Origin of the sequence: Brachyspira murdochii DSM 12563, from assembly GCF_000092845.1 — a bacterium.
GTDB lineage: Bacteria > Spirochaetota > Brachyspiria > Brachyspirales > Brachyspiraceae > Brachyspira > Brachyspira murdochii.
This window is the reverse complement of the sequence record NC_014150.1, coordinates 1,938,107-1,955,950: the sequence shown is the minus strand read 5'-3', so window position 1 is coordinate 1,955,950 and position 17,844 is coordinate 1,938,107. Positions and strand designations below refer to the sequence as shown.

Sequence of the window (17,844 nt, the reverse complement as noted above, 5' to 3'; positions counted from 1 at the left end):
AATAATGCTCATTAAATAGTAATGAATATAATAATTTATGACTATAAATACATTAAAAAAATAGGAAATATAAAATAAAACTTATATTTCCTTATATTTTTTTTATATATATATGTCTGTAATAAAAAATATAAGGAATTATATAAAAAAATGGCTGTTTCCTGATTTCAGCTATATTGACAGCAGTAATTTTTTATCAATTCAAAATGATAAAACTTTATCAGCAGTCAATCCAAATACTGCTTTAACTTTCTCTACAGTATTTGCATGCGTGAGAGTTATTGCTGAAACAATAGCTACTTTACCGCTTTTTGTATATAAAGTAAATGGAAATAATAAAATAAAAGCTAAAGATCATTCTTTATATAGATTATTGCATGACGCTCCTAATGAAGAATGCACATCAGTATCATTTATAGAAAGTCTAATCACTCAAATACTTCTTCAAGGCAACGGCTTTGTAGAAGTAGTAAGGGATAATTTCAACAGAGTAACAGAACTTTATCTAATAGATTCAAATAAGATTAAAATATATAGAGATTCAAACGGCAATAAAATGTTTGAATATTCAGATGATGGAGAAATAATTACTTTATCTCCGTCTCAAGTTATGCATATAGCAGGACTTGGATGGAACGGAGTGATAGGATACAGTCCAATAGCTATGATGCGTAAGCAAATAACTACTGGACTTTATCAGGATAATTTTGCATTAGATTTCTTTTCTAATGGTGTTAAAAAAGTTCCAATTATTTCGCATCCGCAACAATTAAGCAAAGAAGCCAAACAAAATCTCAAAGAAAGTTTCAGAGATGCTTGGGAAAAAGGTATTGTTGTTCTTGAAGAAGGAATGAAAATAGACCCTATCACAATGAACTTGTCAGATGCACAGTTTTTAGAAAGCAGAAGATTTTCAGTAGAGGAAATATGCCGAGTGTTCCGTGTACCTCCACATTTAATTGGTGATTTAAGCAGGAGTACAAATAATAATATAGAACATCAAAGTATAGAGTTTGTAACGCACACAATAAGACCGTGGTGCGTTCGTATAGAAAAAGCATTGAATGGCTATTTATTAAATAATTTAGAAAGAAAAAAATATAATATAGAGTTTAATTTAGACGGACTTTTGAGAGGCGATACTCTTACAAGGCAGCAGGCTAACCAAATAAAATTAAATAATGGTGTTCTCACTAGAAATGAATGGCGGATACTGGAAAACCTTAACGAAGTAGATGATGAATACGGAGATGAGTATTTCGTTTCTCAGCAAATAAGACCAATAAAAACAGTTTATGAAACTTCAGAAAATGAGAGCAATCAAGACTTTAATATAAATAATAATGAAAATAAAAAATTAGAAGAGGAATATAAAGATGCCAGCAAGTAATAATGAAATTAGAAGTATAGATATTAATATTCAAAAAAGTACAGACACAGAAGGTGAGCCTCTTAAATTAAGAGGCTATGCTATTGTATATAATTCTTTAAGTGAGCCTCTCTATGGAGATTTATTTAGAGAGCGTATAAACAGAGGAGCTTTCACTAAATCATTATTAGAAAATGATCAAGTATGTTTATGGGGACATGATACAAGATATGTTCTAGGCAGAAAGAGTTCTGGCACATTAATTTTAAGAGAAGATGAAAAAGGGTTATATTTTGAAGTTTCTATGCCAAATACTACTTGGGCAAGAGATTTGAAAGAAAGCGTGGACAGAGGCGATATAAAGCAGATGTCTTTCGGATTCAAAGTAGTGAGAGATAATTGGATTGATGATAAAGAAACATTAAAAGAATACGGAATGCCTATACGTGAAGTAGAAGAAATCACTTTGCATGAAATATCATTAGTAACATTTCCAGCTTATCCTCAAACGAATGTTAGGCATAAAAATGAAGATGTATATATTCCACCGAGTAGGTGCCTATCGGCAAAACCGCCTGATAAATCTATACCTATAGAGAATGATGATTTTGATTATAGAAATAAAGAATATGAACAAAAAATAAAATATCTAAAAATAAAAAATAAATAATAATAAGGAGTATCAAATTATGTCACCAGAAGAATTGAGAGCTTTAATAGAAAAACTAAAAAATGAAAATGCTTTAGATTTACAATCTATTGATGAACTTATGCAAAAAAGACAAGCATATTCTGCTATGAGTATTGAAGAGAGAGAAAATAAAAAAGAAGATATATCAAAACTAGATAATGATATAGATACTTTAATGAAGAATATAGAAAATAGAAATAAGGAAATAGAGAGAAATGATAAACTTCTATCACTTCAAACTAAATCTTCTATGAATAAAAGAAATTTAGCTGATAATTTGGACAATTCATCTGCTGATGATAACGAAGCTGAATTAAGAGCTAAAGTTGACAGATGGTTTAGATCAGGCAATGATAAAGAAATAAGAGAAACACTTCAGGCAGGCGTTGCCGAAGGCGGCGGATATACTATAGCACCTCAGTATCTAGTAAAGCAAATTATAAAAGACTTAGATGATGCAGTACAGATAAGAAAAAGAGCAAATATCATTCCTGCTATGAACGGATATGCAAGCATAGGAATACCTACACTTGACAGTGATTTAAATGATCTTGATTGGACAGCAGAAATCGCAGAAGTTACAGAAGATACAAATATGTCTTTTGGAAAAAGAGAAATGAAGGCTAATCAATTAACTAAGTTAGTTAAACTTAGTAAAAGATTAATAAAGCAAAGCAACATAGATATTCAAGGTTTAGTTGAGGAGAGAATAGTATATAAATTGGCTTCTACATTAGAGCATAATTATTTATATGGAAATGGACAGGATAAACCTCTAGGTATATTTGCTCAAACTTCAGATAATACAGCAGCTATTCCAACTGACAGAGATATAAAAGTAGGAACTGCAAGTGCTGCTATAACTTATGATGGTTTAGTAGATGCAGTAAGCGGATTGAAAGGCGGATATCAAAACGGAGCGGTATGGATGCTTAATAAAAAAGCAGTTGCTGCTTTAAGAAAATTAAAAGATAAGCAGGACCGTCCTATTTGGCAGGAAAGTTTAATAGCGGGACAGCCTAGTATTTTACTTGGTATACCAGTTGTGCAAAATGACTTTATAGAAGATAAGCTGGAAGCTACAAAATATTTTGGGTTCTTAGCAAACTTAAAATATTATTGGATTTTTGACAGCTTGTCTATGGAACTTCAAGTTTTGCATGAGTTATACAGCAAAACAAATCAGGTAGGTTTCCAAGTAGGATATTGGGGAGACGGTGCCCCTATTCAAAAATCAGCATTTGTAAGATTACTTCCAAATGATCAAGCGTATGCAGCTTAATAATTTTTAATAAGGCTTTTATATATGAGCAGTGATACTGAAGATATTAATAGTATAGACATTGATGTCAGAAAAGTAGTCGAAGAAGGTGATGATGACGAAGAAAAGCAAGCGGAAAGCCCGCCGAGTGATACTAATCACTCGGGATTGTCGGGGCTTGTAGCGAGCGAAGATAATAAAGTAGTTACTTTGTCAGAGTTCAAAAAGTTTCTAAACTTAGAAGGCATTGACTATGATGATGATATACTGCATCTGACTTTAGACAGTGCAATCGGCTATTGTAATAAAGCTAATGAAATAGAATACAAAAGAGCCGATTGTCCTCCTGAAGTTAGGTATGCTATTCTTGGACTTGCTGCTCATTATTTTGAAAGCAAAACAGGAGAAGCCAGTCAAAGTGAGGAAGTTGCTTTGAAAGGTGTTCATAGATTATTGGCCATTGCAAGGGAAAAGTTTACTCTATAGGAGATGAGCCAAGCCAGCGAATAAGTTTACTTATTCGCTTTTATTAGGCGAGGCGAATATAACAATAATGAAAGTTGGAAAATTAATTCATACTATAACTTTTTATAGAACAAAGTATATAGATAATGGAAACGGAACAGGAAGTAATGAATTAATAGAATTAAGAAAAGTAAAATGCTCTATTGAAGATATAACATATAAAGATATACAGCAGGGTAAAAGAAAAGATTTAACAAGAACTTTGAAAGTACATACTCATTATTTCAAAGAGTTTGATACCAAAGGAATGATGGCCAAAATAAACCGTGAAAATGATATCTATGAAGTCATTAATATGGAGAATGTTTCATATAAAAATATAGAATGCATATTTACAATAAAGAAATTAGTAAATAATAAAAAAGCTGACAATAGAGAGTAATATGTCTGAAAAAAATAAAGTAACTCTTACAGGGTTTGATGAGTTCAGGAAAACTTTAGAAGAGTTAGGAATTGATTTTAAGAATGAAGTAAAAAAAGCCTCATTAAAAGAAGCTAGAAGAATAGCAAAAGAAGCTAATGCAAAAGCAAAAAGCAGAGGCTGGACTTTTGATAAATATTTTACTGTAAAAGAAACAAGAATAAACAAAAAGAGTAATACTGAAAGCAATGTTAAGATTACTACAATTAGCGGAAAAAGAGGCACAGCACCTGAGAAAAATAAAATAAAATGGTATAAAGAGCAAGGCGATAGGTATTATGCTTTTTTTAATGAATATGGAAATAAATATAAAAATGAAGTGCCTTTGTTAATACCTCTATTTGAATCAAACAGAGAGAATATAGAAGAGGCAGTCAAAAGTGCTTTGAATATAGTAATACAAAAAGCTAATAATAAATAGAGTTTATAAATATGCATAGAGTAATTTATCAATTATTAAAAAGTCTTACTCAAGAAGATAAAAAAACGGCAGGTGTTTATTTGGATTTTGTTGAGGACAGCAATGTAGATAATGATAAAAGCTATATAGTTTATTCTCTTCAAAGTTCAAATCCTAAATATGAGTTTGAATATTCAAGAGATATTTATCAAGTTAGTGTTTATTCTACAAGTTTAGAACATGCATTAACTCTTCAGAAAAAAATAGGTAAGTATTTTAATAGTTTGAAAAAAAAGATAGATAATATTGAGATATGCGGCTGTGATATAAGCAATGAAAGCCATTCTCGTATAGATAATGCATATCAGACAATGACAATAATAGAAATATTATATAAATATTAATATAAAGCTAGCATAATAACAATAAGGAGATATTATGAGTCAAACAAGTGTGCAAGAAAAAAAAACAATAAGATACGGAAGTGCCAAAGTTTTGATAGGAGATAGATTTGATAAACTTATAAATATAGGAGCAGCACGCAGTGTTGCTGTAAAAGAAACTATAACTACATCAGATATAGAAAGCGACAATGCAGGAACTATAGCTACTTTAGTGACAGAACATAAAATGGAATTAACTCTTGACAGTTTAGAAATTAATTTCAAAAACTATGCTGAGGCAAGAGGCGGTATAGATAATATAGACAGCTATGATGGTAAAACAGAAGTTACAAAACAGTATATAGTAGAATCAGATACATATAAAAGAGGTGAAGAAATAAAAGTTCCATTTAGAAATGCAGACGGAAGCGAAGTAACAATAACTAAAGTAGAAAAGAAAAACTCTATGGGAAATATTCGCATAGAAGAATCAAGCTACGAAAAAATAGGAACTAATGGAATAAAAATTACAGATACTAAAATATCTCCTAGCACAGATACTTTAATTATTACATATACTAGAACTATGCCTAAAATGGTACGCATGGCAACAGGAGGAAAAAGTTCTACAATCAAACCTAAATGCATAATGATAGTTAATACTAATGCTGAGAGTAAAGAATTAAGAATATATTTACCGCAGGCTTCAATAGCAGGCGGCTTAGAGTTTAGCTTCCCTTCTGATAAAGCACAGGATGTGTTGGTAGGGAAATTAAGTTTCTCAGCGACTTTAGCAGGCAGTCAGCAAAGCGGAGAGCAGCTTGCATGGTATGAAGATGAACAGTCTGTAGGTAAAGATGAAGAAGAAATAAAAGATACAGAAGAGGAAACATCAGATACAGAAAGTGAACCTAATGTTCCATTAACTTTAGAAAGTGATAAACCAAATGTAGATATAAGAGCAGATGGAAATGATACTGTAGCATTAACTTCAAATGCTGACGAGATAACACATACAGTAGAGCCTCCAGATCAGCAGTTTTTTGATGTGAGCTATGAAGCTGAAACTAAAACTTTCACTATTACAGGAAAGGCAGAAGGTACAGCTACATTAAAAATCACAGCTAAAAAAGCAGGCAGTGAAGATATTACTAAAGATATATCTATTAATATACAAGCGGTTCCAGAAGCTTTAACTTTAGAAAGTGATAAACCAAATGTAGATATAAGAGCAGATGAAAATGATACTGTAGTATTAACTTTAAATGCTGACGAGATAACACATACAGTAGAGCCTCCAGACCAGCAGTTTTTTGATGTGAGCTATGAAGCTGAAACTAAAACTTTCACTATCACAGGAAAGGCAGAAGGTACAGCTACATTAAAAATCACAGCTAAAAAAACAGGCAGTGAAGATATTGTAAAAGATATAGAAGTAAATATAAATGCAAATATATAAGGATCTGAAATATGGCAGATATAGAAATTGTAGATTTAGAAGAGTTTAGTAATAAAAAAGCAGTTTATGCCAAACTTGGCAAATACAAGATAAATGTTAATGATATACCTGTGGGCTTGGCATTAAAAATAAGTGATTATAGCCAGTCTATAGCAGAGAAAGGTTTTCTTGATTCACAGACTGTGATAGAAGATATAGTAATTCCTCTTATACAAAGACAGGATAAAAATACCTGCCGAGAAGATATATTAGAAGATTTTAATTATGATCAGCTTATAAAAATATTCAGAATGATAATGGACGGCTTTTATAAAGCAGGAATTGATGCTCCTAATGAGGATAAAAAAAAAGAAAACTAATAAAAATAGAATTAATAAAGTTATTTGCACATTTAGCTAATAGCTATGGGTGGACAGAAGACTGTATGATGGAGATGAGTTTGCAAAGACTTCTGCTCTATTATACAGCTTCTTTAAATTTGCCTTATATTATAGAAGTAGAAGAGAAAACTAAATCAAACAATTCTTCATCTGAAATAAAACAGGGAAATAAAACTATAAAAAAAGAAAGACAAGGTTTATGGGAAATAGAAACTATTACGGTAAATAATTAGCAATAATAAAAAAGGAATAAAAAACGAAAAAAAGCCAAATCGATAATTTATTATCGATTTTCTCAAAGGCTTTTTTGAGTTTAGCAATAATGAGTAAATTAAATGTATATATTAATGCAGATGCTTCTCAAGCTATTGAGGCATTTGGAAAACTTAAAGATAAAACAACAGACTTAGAAAAAGGCTTTGATAAAATAGGAAAATCTTTTGACAAGTTCGGTTCTTTAGCTACTAAAAGTTTAACTGTGCCAATAGCAGCAGGGACAACAGCTTTTGCATTAGCTACTAAAAAAGCTACTGATTTTGATAATGGAATGCGTGAGGTTCTTACTCTTCTTCCTAAATTAAGCAATGAAGGTTTTGAAAAATTAAAAAATGAAACTTTAGCGTTTAGTAAAGAAATAGGCAAACTTCCAGAAGAAACAACTAAAGCTCTTTATCAAGCACTTTCTGCAGGAGTTCCACGTGAAAATGTATTTGAGTTCTTAAAAACGGCAGGCGAAGCTGCTATTGCAGGTGTTGCTGAATTAGAAACTTCAGTTGACGGACTTACTTCTGTTACTAATGCTTATGGAACAGAAGTTCTTAATACTAATAGAGCTTCAGACATAATGTTTCAAACACTGAAGCTAGGAAAAACAGACTTTACTCAGTTATCAAAATCTTTATTTAATGTTATTCCTACCGCTTCAGCTTTAGGAGTGAAGTTTGAAGATATAGGAGCTGCTATTGCTGTAATGACTGCACAAGGAACTCCTACTTCTGTTGCAACAACACAGATTCGTCAGGCTTTAGTAGAACTTAATAAAGAAGGAAGCATTACAGATATAGCATTTAGAGAAATAGCAGGAAAAAGCTTTAAAGAGTTTATAGAGCAAGGAGGAACTTTACAGGAAGCTCTTCAAATGCTTGCTGAAAAAGCTGATAAAAGCGGAAAAGATATTTCTAGTATGTTCAGCAGTGTTGAGGCAGCAAATGCTGGTTTAGCTTTATCTGGAAAGAATGCAGATAAGTTTAAAGATGCTTTAGATCAGATGAATAATTCGGCAGGAGCTACAGCTGAGGCATTCAAAAAAATAGATGACGGTCCAGCAAGACAGTTTGAAAAAATGAAAGCAGAGCTTAGTGCTTTAGTAGTAGAGCTTGGAAATAGTTTACTTCCTGTTGTTAATGAAGATTTACTTCCTGTTATGCAAGATAAAATAGTACCTATAGCTGAAAAAATGATTCTTACTATTATATCTTTAATAAAAACATTCAGCGACTTGCCAGCACCTTTGCAGGCAGTAAGTGTAGGCTTTGTTGCTTTAGCAGCAGGCTTTGGTCCTGCATTAAAAGGTATAGTAGGACTTTCAAAAGGAATAACAGAAGCTAAGAAAACTATAAAAGATTTTAAAAATGCGGTATCTACATTAAAGACAGCCGCAAGCTCTATTCAAGGATTAAGTACAGCTTGGAAAGCATTAAATACAGTAATGATTGCAAGTCCTGTTGGTATTATAACAGCTTTAACCGTAGGACTTGGTGCTTTAGCAGTAAAAGCATATAAATTAAATCAGGAATATAAAGCATTAATAGATACTTCAAACCAATTAGCTAACAGCACAAAAGAATTAAATGATAATTCTTTTAAAGATGTAGGTTTATTTGAAGAGTATCAAAAACTAGCTAGTGCCAAAGAGTTAGATGCAGCAGCTACTGAAAGATTAAACCAAGTAACTGATAAACTTACTAGACTATATCCTAATTTAAAAACTGTAGTTTTAGACGGAATTACATATATAGATTCTGCTACTATGAAGTTAGAAGACTATAGAACGGCAGAAGAAAGTATACAAATACAAACTATAGAAACAAAAATAAAAGAATTAGAAGAAAAGAGCAAAATATATAATACTGCTGTTGAAAACTTAAGAAGTTCTTTATATGCATCTGGTATGGGAGAAAGCCAAGCCAATGATGAGATATTAAAGAGTTCTGATTATGAAAAATTATCAGAAGTAGAAAATACATTAAATACATTAGAAAAACAAAGAAATGACTTAAATCAAAGCATGCATTTAAGACAGTCTCTAACTAGAGATGGAATAGATTTAGAGACTAAAGAAAAAGAAGCTAATGAAAAGAGCATTAATGCAATAAAAGGTAAATCTGATGCTGTAAAAGATAAAACAAAAACTTATGAAGATTATTTAGCTTTACTAAAAAAAGCAGAGGCAGAGGAAAATCGCAGAGTAAGCAATCTTCGTAATATGGGAGCTGAAATCAGTGATGCTGAGGCTTTAGAAGCTAAAAAAGACAAAGTAGGTGCTATACTCACAGAAATGAGTACGGTACTAAACTTAAATGCTAATCAAATAAAATATTTAAGTGATAATTACGGCTACGCATTAGACAGTATCAAAACTGACAGATTTTCTGAATTAGTAAAAGAAATAGAAAATAGTATATCCGCTTATGAAAGAGGCGTTTCTGTTGCTGAAGAGTTCGGCGATAAAGTAAGCGAAGCTGAACAGCAGGGACAGAAAAGTGAAATAGTAAGAAGCGGAATAGAAAGCATAACTAATGAATTAGAACTTACAACTGAACAGGTAGAAATATTAAAAGAGAAGTTCGGCGAACTTTGGAAAACACCTACTCAAAGTTTTTCAGATTATTTTAGTGCGAATTGGCTTCAAATGCTTAATGACACTATAGGATATACAAATGATTTTTATTCTGCTATACAGGAAATGCAAATACAGGCTATAGAGTTTGAAATAGAAAAAAATGAGGAAAGAAAAGAGGCAGCATTAGAAGCGATAGAAGAAGAAAAAAATGCAAGGCTTGAAGCTATAGGAATAATGGAGGACTCGCAAAAGCAGAGTTTATTAAATGAAATAAAACAATTACAGAATAGGCAAAAAGTTGCTTTAGGACTTTATGAGCAGGAGAGAATAAAAGCTGAACTTGAAGAGAAACAAAAAGAACTAGCTAAAATACAAATAGAAGAAGAAGCCAAAGCTAAGCAGATGGAAGTAGAGAAAAACTATAATAATGATAAGATGAAGCTAGAATATAATTCGCAAATGGAAAGCTGGAAAATGTCTTTAGTTCAGGCGTCAGCTTCTATGGCACAGGCAGCCATAAGTGCATTGGCATCAGCTATGAGTGCTGGTCCTTTTCCAATGCCTTTAATAGCCTATGCAACTTTAGCAGGAATTATTGCAGGCGGTGCTGTTAATTTGGCGACATTATCTCAAGCTAAACCGAGTGAACCTAAATACTTGGCAAAAGGCGGACTTGTAGAGAGAAGAAACGGAGGAATTAATGCTGTAATCGGAGAGGGTGCAAACGATGAAGCGGTTATACCTCTTGAAGATAGAATACTATCAAAAATAGGAAGTCAGATTTTTGAAGCTGCTAAAAATAATGATGGAATATATGAAGTAAATACACAGTCAGAAACTATATTCAATCAGCCTGTTTATTTAATGCTTGACGGAAAGATAGTTGCAAGCACTATGCTCAATTTAAGTAAACGAGGCGTTAAGGTAGTATCACAAAGGGGAATATTATGAGGCTATTATGGAATAATATTTTTAATAATTTTGAATATACTTTCTCTAGTGAATATGATTTTTTCCCTATTTCTAATATGTTTAATTATCAAACTCTTGAAGTTGGAAAGTTTGCAAGTGAAAGCGAAGGAAGTTTAACACTATCAGGAAACGGCATTATAAATGAAATAGCAGTATTTAATACAAATGCTCAAAAAATAAAATTAGAAATAACAAATATTAATAATGATCTGCTTACATATAATATTAATATAATAAATAAACAAGCTATTCATAATATAGCTGCTGTAGAGTTTATAAAAGTCAAAATAACTTTTATCAAAGATGAAGATGGCAATATGATTGAATGCGGATATTTAATAATAGGTGAAGGAGTAGATTTTCCTCCTCATGATAAAAGTAAAACGCATACTATAAATTATACTCGTAATCAATATTTTTCTTTAACAGGTCATTATTTTTATAGAAAACTACCTGTTAAAAGCTATGATACTTGGAAAGTATCTTTTCCATATCTGACTAATGATGACAGAGAAAAAATCATTAACTTTTTTGATATTAGTAATTTTGAACCTTTTGTACTTCAAGTATGGATAGAAGAAACAATAAGTCCTGATGAGATTTTAGAATCAGAAATAGAAACAGCAAAATATAATATAAGCAAATATGGATTATCTAAATATGCAAGTAAAACAAACACTATTACAAAAACAATAGAAAATCAAAATACATCTAAGCATACAACTATTATAAAAGATAATACATCATCTAAAGTTAAATATTATATGAAGTCTGGACTTTATGTATGTACTAATGAAGAGATAGCTTTTAAGAAAGGAAAGAATGATTTATATCAGTATTCTACAGAGCTTACATTTAGAGAGGTGAAATAATGTTTGAACTTGTTTATGAGCCTTCTAGCATACCTCTTACTATTGAAGATGGATATAAAAGACAGAATGAATTATTAAAACATACAAGATTTCTGCATACTGCATTTGAGGGTACAAAAATAGATTTCTCTAATAAAAGCAGTATGCCGTTTATACGGAAAGGTTCTGTATGTATGTTTTGCTATTCAATATATGAAGCTAAAAAGCATATTATATTGAAAGACAATACAAATAATGACAGTAATAAATATATATTATTAAAATTAATTAATAATGGTAAAAACTTAGATGCACAAATAGTAAGCAGTTTAGACTGCTATTATAATGAAGAGCTTGGCGGTTTTTATTTAATCAATAATGAAGGAATAAGTAAATATATTCCATTAGTAATAACAAAAAATGGAACTTATGAAATAGATTATTTTGATATGTATAATAATGAGGTATATTAGTCATGAGTAATATTTTTACACTTATAAAAGAACCTGAAGAAAATCCAAGTAATTTACTAGACAGCTATAGACAGCAGAATATTATTATGCAGAAAATGCGTATTCTTCATACTGCTTTTGACGGCATAAAATTAAATCATTGGAATGATACAGACAGAGAATTGCCTGACATTTTAGCAGGAAGCATTTGCGAGTTTGAAGGCAGATTATTTGAAACAATTGAAAATATACAATTATCTGATAATACAACTGATAGTAATAAAGATTTAAGATATATAAAACTTGTTATTCATAGAGATAATGAAGATAGTAATAATGATTATTTAACAGCAGAAATAGCATCAGGAAGCAGTAAAGAAAGTGAAGATTTTCCAGCTTATGATTATGAAAACAGAGGTTTTTATGTCAAAGATAATAATAATATTGTAACATCAAAATATTTAAGATTATCAATGAAATATGATACTAGTTTAGGCGGATATGTTGAAAAGAAATATTGGAATATTAATGACTTTCAAAGAAAAGGATTGACATTAAAAAGAAAAACAGTGAGCTTTGGAGCAGGAGAACATGAGTTTGACTTTCCAAGCGATGTTAATAGTATTACTGTGCATATATGTTCAGGCGGAGGAGGTGCTGGTATGACAATATTAGAAACAGGCGATAATGGTTATCATAATGCTACAAATGGGGGCAATTCTCAAGTATTAATAAATGATATAGCAATAACAACCTGCACAGGAGGAGGCGGCGGAAAAATGACAGGATTAACTCAAGGTTCAGGATTAGCAGGTCAATCTAGCGGACAAGGTAAATTATATCAAGGATCAAATGGTAATAATGGAAAACCTGGTCAAGGCGGTATTTTAAAAAGTCAATGTTTAGCAAGCGGAGGAAATGGCGGTAATGGGATAGTACATAATGTAGGTAACAATGGGTCAATAGGAGGCGGTTCTGGTTCAGCTGCTACAGTAGATATAAATAGAGATATGATAGGAGCTTATTCTAAAATTAAAATTATTGTAGGATCTGGAGGTGTTAGCGGATATATGGATGGTAATCCAACAAGAATGAATAATGGCGAAAATGGTTCAGCAGTTATAGAGTATATGCAGAAATAGTAGGTTTATAAAATGCTTAAGAGTTTTGCTAATATTATAGAGCTTGATATTTCTAGTCCTGATACTAGATTAATATTTGCACCTTTCGGAGGTGTATGGACTGCAAGTATTAATGAAATATACTCATTATACAGCAGTTCTTATTTTAATGAATTATTTAATATTCAAGAAGATGAATTATATAATTTATATAATATTGGCTCTGTAAGTGTGGATAATGACAGAGGATATATAGAAGTATTTTCTTTAGAAGCTCTTTATAAACAGAATAAATCTTATTATCAATATAAAAAAGATAATATTAATTATATAGCCGTGCATTTTAATAACTTTGAAACTCCTTACAGTAAAAAGAATATTATTATAAATATTAAAAAATTATTCTCCACACGTGAATGGGACACCTGCCCACCTTCGGTGCTTGATAGTAATAATAGTTTAATTACTGAATTAAATAATATGTATGTAGAGCCTAGAGTGGAGGAAATAGATACAGCGGATATAGAAGGCGATTCACTTGCATTTGATACTATTCAAACAAATGAAATGTCTGTTACTTTAAGAAATGATGACGGACTTTTTGATGATTTTTCTAATTTATACGGCAATAGATTTTTGGTAAGACAAATATTTGATGGAAGTGATTTTTTAGATTCCAAAATTATATTCTCTGGTTTTATTCAAAAACCTGAATATTCTTTTTTAGAAACTATAACGATAACAGCATCTGATATAAGAGCTTCTTTTTCTACTGAGCTTCCTAAAAATGTTTTCAGTGAAAAAGAATATTCAGATTTAAAGAACTTCCCTGAGAATGTGCAAAGCGGAGAAGATATTATTGACACATGCAGAACTTTAGCAGCAGGACATGGTATTACAGTAAAATTAAAGCCTATAAAATATTATACTCCAAGCATACTAAATCCTGATTTGATTCCTGAAGTAGTTTTTGAAATATGCGACACTTCAAGGAATGCTATAGAAAGTATTGTTAATAGAAATGATCCGCTTGATGACAATAAATTAAAACCTCATATATATTTTATAGAAACACCAGAGAGTGAAAATGAAATAATAGAACGTGAAAATGGTACTATTATAAGCGGAGAATTGGAGATATTTATTCCAGAGTTTAAAGATTATCAAGACGGAAACGGAGAGCAAAGAGTATGGACTTTAGATAAAGAAAGAGGACAGTTAATTTTTAGAGGAAAAAACCAAGTACATTCTATAACAGATACTAATGATAATTTATATGAGATATATGCAGAAATAGATATACCTCCTTATAAATCTTTAACTTTAATGCGTGAGATTTTAGAAGATTATGAAAACATAGCATACATAAAAGAAAATTATAATATAGAAAATTGGCAGATTGAAGAAGAACGTTCAAGAGAAATAACAGTTCTTCTTGATAATGATAATAAAAAGACTACACTTGATTTAATAGGAGAACTTTCTTTTTTAGAACAAGGAAGATTAGAAATAGACAACAATAAAATAGATTTTATCAGTACAAGATTTCGCAGCAATGAAGCTAAATATAAAATAAAACAGTACTGCATGGGCAGAGTTGATAAAACAGTAGAAAGTGATGAGTATTTATCAAGCTTAAGTATTAAATATGATTTATTAAAGTCAACATACAAAAATACTGACTTTGAAGAGGAAGCTAAAAAAAGACATAGAATAAATGCTCATGAAGAGTTTGAAACTTTATTAAAAAGAAAAGAAGATGCAGTGAGCTTATCTAATGAAATAATGAAAAGCAGATATTTATTAAAAGAGTATTATACATTTGAATATTATGAAACTTTAGATTTTCTAAAGCTATTTGATATAGTAGAGATAGAATATAAAAGAGAAGATGGAAGTTATTATATAAAGCCTTGTAAGTGTGAAATACTTAAACTTAATATATTTGACAATATTATAAAATTAAGACAATTATAGGGGGTAGATTATGATTACGAGTTTAGGAGTTATTACAATAGATAATATGTCTTTAGAAGATATAGCATACAGCAATAATTACACTGAGTATATTGAGCTGAAAAATGATATAGATTCGGCTAAGAAAAAATTAAAGATTAAAAATATTTGCAATACTTATGATGCTTTAAAAATAGCAGAGTATATAAATAATTTAGGAGATAAAAAATGAAAAAAAATACTAATACCTGCAATTTATGTCATAAGAGAGATAAATGCAGAGAGTTATGTGATGATATGAAAAAAGCAATAAGAAATAAAAAAAATAACAATGATATTTATTCTGACGCTACATTTAATGTATTTGAAACAGATATTTCTAAAGTTATATATACTTTTGGACTTTCAAAAGTAGAAGATAGAGACAGTAAAAGAATAATAATAGCATTACTAAAAAAAGACCAAAGGGAAATGCTGGAACTGCTTGCAAAAGGATATACACAAAAAGAAATAGCAGAAAAATTAAAAATGTCTCAAAGTAATGTATCTCAAAAATTAAATAGTATAAAGAAAGAACTTCAGGATTCAATGATACAGATAATGCCGTATATTTTATAATTTTTTCTTTAGGCAATGAATTATCCTTATATTTTTTTATATAAGTGTATGAATATAGATATAAGGATAAAACATGGCAAAAGAAAGTATAACAGAATTAAATAAAAAAGAAACTTCATTAATAGAAAAATATATAAAACTGAAAAATGAAGAGAAAAAAAATAAAGAAAATATTGAGGCTTTAAAAGATGATGTTCTTGCATTATTAAAAGAACATGAAGGCAAAGTAGTTCATAACGGATATAACATATCAATGCATGAAAATACATCATATCAATACAGTGAAGCTATAGTGAATATAGAAACAGAGATTAAAGTCTTAAAGCAAAGAGAAGTAACACTCCAAATAGCAAAAGAGAAACAAAAAACTGAATATATAAAAGTATATGAATTACAAAACAAAAATAAAGAGGCTTAATCTATGCTAAATGAAAATACATTAAATAAAATCGGTATAAATAAGAAATGGCTTTTACCATTAAATAATGCTTTTCAAAAACATAACATTACAAACATAAAAGAAGCTGCTATGTTCTTGGCACAAACAACACATGAAAGCAATGATTATAAAAGACTTGAAGAGAGCTTCAGATATGCACCTCAAAGGCTTTTTGAAGTTTTCAAAAAAAGGGTTGGAAGTTTGGAAAATGCTAAAAAGTTATGTATTCAGGGAGCTGAGGCTATTGGCAACTTTGTTTATGGCGGTCGTTTAGGTAATGCTGAAAACGAAGGCTATAAATATAGAGGAAGAGGAATAATACAGCTTACTGGAAAAAATAATTATAAAAACTATGGTAAAAAAATAAATGCTGACTTAGTTAATAATCCAGACCTTGCCAAAGAGCCTAATAATGCTATAGAGATTGCATTATTATTTTGGAAAGAAAAAGGCTGCGGTTTGCTAGCACGTAAAGGAGATGTAAAAGGAGTTACTAAACTTATTAACGGCGGATACAATGGACTTGAAGACAGAGAAGAAAGATATAAAAATATATTAAATATACTTGGAGTTTAATATGCCTGCATCAAAAGAAAGCAGAACTGCTGTATTGGAAAAAAGATTAATGCGTATAGAAAATACAGTCGGTCTTAATGAAGACGGTACAAAAAACGGAAACGGACTTATTCATAAAATGGAAGAAGTAAAAGAAGAAATTAAAAATCTTAGAAATGATATAAAAAGCTATGATACATATTTAGATAATCTATCAGAAGATTTTATCAAAATAGATTTAAGAATAGAAAAGCTTGAAAATCAGATACAGGATTTTTTACAGAAAATGAAAGAAGATAAAGATAAAAAAGAAAATGAATTAAAAGAAATAAAGAAAAGTTTAGAAGGTAATATTACTGTTGATACTTTGCATAAGTTTCAAAAAGCGGTTGTGGGTATAGCAGGACTTCTTACAGCAATAGGTACTATAGTTGGAGCTATTTTTTATTTTACTAAATAAGAAAAAAGCGAAAAAAAAGCCAAATCGATAATTTATTATCGATTTACTTATAGGCTTTTTTGAGCATAGCAATAATAAAAGCTGTTCTTTATTTTACTAAATAAAAAAGATTAAAAAATATAATAATAGGAGTATATATGATACCAATAATAACGGGCTTTTTGTCAAAAATAAACAAAAAAATCATTATAGCAGTCATAATGGTTTTAATAGTTTCTATTTTTATAGTATTAATAGCTGCTAAAGACAGTGAAATACATAAAAAAGAAAAAGAGATTGCACAGTATCAGGAAGATATTAAGGGCTTGGAGCTTAATAATCAAACGCTTCAAAATGAAATATTATTTATTAAAGAAAATGAGAAGTTTCAAAATAGTTTTAGTAATTCTAGTTTAATGATAAAAAATATAGATGAAGAATTACTGACAAGGACAGAACATGAAACATTTAATAATATATCTAATAATTTTTATAAGTATTTTAATGATATTAACTTCATGCAGTACAAAAACAAAATATGTCAAAGTACCGCTTTCTACACCGCCAGAAATATTTATAATCAAGTCCGTAACAAATCGGCAAGATTTAATGAGAAGATACCAAGAAAGTATTATAAAGATTGGCGAATGGCAGCTATGGTACAACATACAAGTAGGAACGAATTATTACTTATATAAAAAATAAATAAT

Annotated in this window: 21 protein-coding genes; all 21 read left to right on the top strand. The window is 30.1% G+C overall.

Annotated elements, in window-relative coordinates; all coding sequences use genetic code 11:
- Positions 1-112: 112 nt before the first annotated feature.
- Complete coding sequence (locus tag BMUR_RS08525) at positions 113-1,390, top strand: phage portal protein (RefSeq protein ID WP_013113824.1); 1,278 nt, start codon at positions 113-115, stop codon at positions 1,388-1,390.
- Entirely contained in the window at positions 1,377-2,039 is a 663-nt protein-coding gene (locus tag BMUR_RS08520) for an HK97 family phage prohead protease (protein ID WP_013114177.1), read from the top strand. Before BMUR_RS08525 ends, BMUR_RS08520 begins: the two co-directional genes overlap by 14 nt.
- Positions 2,040-2,058: 19 nt before the next feature.
- On the top strand, positions 2,059-3,342 hold the full coding sequence (locus BMUR_RS08515) for a phage major capsid protein (protein WP_013113823.1): 1,284 nt from the start codon (positions 2,059-2,061) through the stop codon (positions 3,340-3,342).
- A 24-nt stretch (positions 3,343-3,366) separates the two neighbouring features.
- Positions 3,367-3,807, top strand: coding sequence for a head-tail connector protein (locus BMUR_RS08510; protein ID WP_013113822.1), 441 nt, complete (start codon positions 3,367-3,369; stop codon positions 3,805-3,807).
- Positions 3,808-3,874: 67 nt separating this feature from the next.
- Positions 3,875-4,228 (top strand): phage head completion protein, encoded by a 354-nt coding sequence (locus tag BMUR_RS08505; RefSeq protein WP_008730219.1) that lies wholly within the window; start codon positions 3,875-3,877, stop codon positions 4,226-4,228.
- A 1-nt stretch (position 4,229) separates the two neighbouring features.
- Entirely contained in the window at positions 4,230-4,688 is a 459-nt protein-coding gene (locus tag BMUR_RS08500; protein WP_008730217.1) for a hypothetical protein, read from the top strand.
- A gap of 11 nt (positions 4,689-4,699) precedes the next feature.
- Complete coding sequence (locus BMUR_RS08495; protein WP_013114176.1) at positions 4,700-5,071, top strand: hypothetical protein; 372 nt, start codon at positions 4,700-4,702, stop codon at positions 5,069-5,071.
- 34 nt (positions 5,072-5,105) lie between these two features.
- Positions 5,106-6,509 carry a hypothetical protein gene (locus BMUR_RS08490; RefSeq protein WP_013114175.1) on the top strand — a complete coding sequence of 468 codons (1,404 nt, stop codon included), beginning with the start codon at positions 5,106-5,108 and terminating at the stop codon, positions 6,507-6,509.
- Positions 6,510-6,520: 11 nt separating this feature from the next.
- Entirely contained in the window at positions 6,521-6,868 is a 348-nt protein-coding gene (locus BMUR_RS08485; protein WP_013113819.1) for a hypothetical protein, read from the top strand.
- 65 nt (positions 6,869-6,933) lie between these two features.
- Positions 6,934-7,122: a hypothetical protein gene (locus BMUR_RS08480; RefSeq protein ID WP_013113818.1), complete on the top strand. Its 189-nt coding sequence runs from the start codon at positions 6,934-6,936 to the stop codon at positions 7,120-7,122.
- Between the two features lie 89 nt (positions 7,123-7,211).
- Positions 7,212-10,682 (top strand): phage tail tape measure protein, encoded by a 3,471-nt coding sequence (locus BMUR_RS08475; RefSeq protein WP_013113817.1) that lies wholly within the window; start codon positions 7,212-7,214, stop codon positions 10,680-10,682.
- A complete protein-coding gene (locus BMUR_RS08470) occupies positions 10,679-11,575 on the top strand; it encodes a hypothetical protein (protein ID WP_013113816.1) in 897 nt (298 codons plus the stop codon). The genes BMUR_RS08475 and BMUR_RS08470 overlap by 4 nt, the downstream gene beginning before the upstream one ends.
- On the top strand, positions 11,575-12,027 hold the full coding sequence (locus BMUR_RS08465; RefSeq protein WP_013113815.1) for a hypothetical protein: 453 nt from the start codon (positions 11,575-11,577) through the stop codon (positions 12,025-12,027). The genes BMUR_RS08470 and BMUR_RS08465 overlap by 1 nt, the downstream gene beginning before the upstream one ends.
- 11 nt (positions 12,028-12,038) lie before the next feature.
- A complete protein-coding gene (locus tag BMUR_RS08460) occupies positions 12,039-13,148 on the top strand; it encodes a hypothetical protein (RefSeq protein WP_041750081.1) in 1,110 nt (369 codons plus the stop codon).
- A gap of 12 nt (positions 13,149-13,160) precedes the next feature.
- Positions 13,161-15,104 carry a hypothetical protein gene (locus BMUR_RS08455; RefSeq protein ID WP_013113813.1) on the top strand — a complete coding sequence of 648 codons (1,944 nt, stop codon included), beginning with the start codon at positions 13,161-13,163 and terminating at the stop codon, positions 15,102-15,104.
- 10 nt (positions 15,105-15,114) lie between these two features.
- Complete coding sequence (locus BMUR_RS08450) at positions 15,115-15,315, top strand: hypothetical protein (protein ID WP_041749991.1); 201 nt, start codon at positions 15,115-15,117, stop codon at positions 15,313-15,315.
- Positions 15,312-15,701, top strand: coding sequence for a helix-turn-helix transcriptional regulator (locus BMUR_RS08445; RefSeq protein WP_013113812.1), 390 nt, complete (start codon positions 15,312-15,314; stop codon positions 15,699-15,701). Before BMUR_RS08450 ends, BMUR_RS08445 begins: the two co-directional genes overlap by 4 nt.
- A 73-nt stretch (positions 15,702-15,774) precedes the next feature.
- On the top strand, positions 15,775-16,119 hold the full coding sequence (locus tag BMUR_RS08440) for a hypothetical protein (protein ID WP_013113811.1): 345 nt from the start codon (positions 15,775-15,777) through the stop codon (positions 16,117-16,119).
- 3 nt (positions 16,120-16,122) lie between these two features.
- Positions 16,123-16,716, top strand: coding sequence for a glycoside hydrolase family 19 protein (locus tag BMUR_RS08435; RefSeq protein WP_013113810.1), 594 nt, complete (start codon positions 16,123-16,125; stop codon positions 16,714-16,716).
- Between the two features lies 1 nt (position 16,717).
- Entirely contained in the window at positions 16,718-17,155 is a 438-nt protein-coding gene (locus BMUR_RS08430; RefSeq protein ID WP_013113809.1) for a hypothetical protein, read from the top strand.
- A 137-nt stretch (positions 17,156-17,292) separates the two neighbouring features.
- Positions 17,293-17,832 (top strand): hypothetical protein, encoded by a 540-nt coding sequence (locus BMUR_RS08425; RefSeq protein WP_013113808.1) that lies wholly within the window; start codon positions 17,293-17,295, stop codon positions 17,830-17,832.
- The last annotated feature ends 12 nt before the right edge of the window (positions 17,833-17,844 follow it).